This window comes from Pseudomonas sp. SDO5591_S426 (assembly GCF_054070755.1).
This window is the reverse complement of the sequence record NZ_JBSVXD010000449.1, coordinates 1-225: the sequence shown is the minus strand read 5'-3', so window position 1 is coordinate 225 and position 225 is coordinate 1. Positions and strand designations below refer to the sequence as shown.

At 63.1% G+C, this 225-nt stretch carries 1 pseudogene; it reads left to right on the top strand.

Features of this window, described 5'->3' with window-relative positions:
- Positions 1 to 225, top strand: a pseudogene (locus tag ACW9JC_RS30505) (HNH/ENDO VII family nuclease); the annotation flags it as partial.

Here is a 225-nt window from a genome sequence, read left to right as displayed (position 1 = left end):
CATGGGCCGCAAGAGCTGGCAGTTCGCCTCGCGCCTGCCGGCGGAAAAACTCTCGCGCCTGCACAACCCCGGCATCCAGCCGGATTTGCTGGTCGAGCACGCTTACAACCCGATCCATCGCCGTCACCAGTACGACCCCGCAGGCGAGTTGACCCGCACCCTCGACAAATTGCGTGGCGAGATCAAGTACGAATACGAAGCCAACGGCCAGTTGCACAGCCGCGA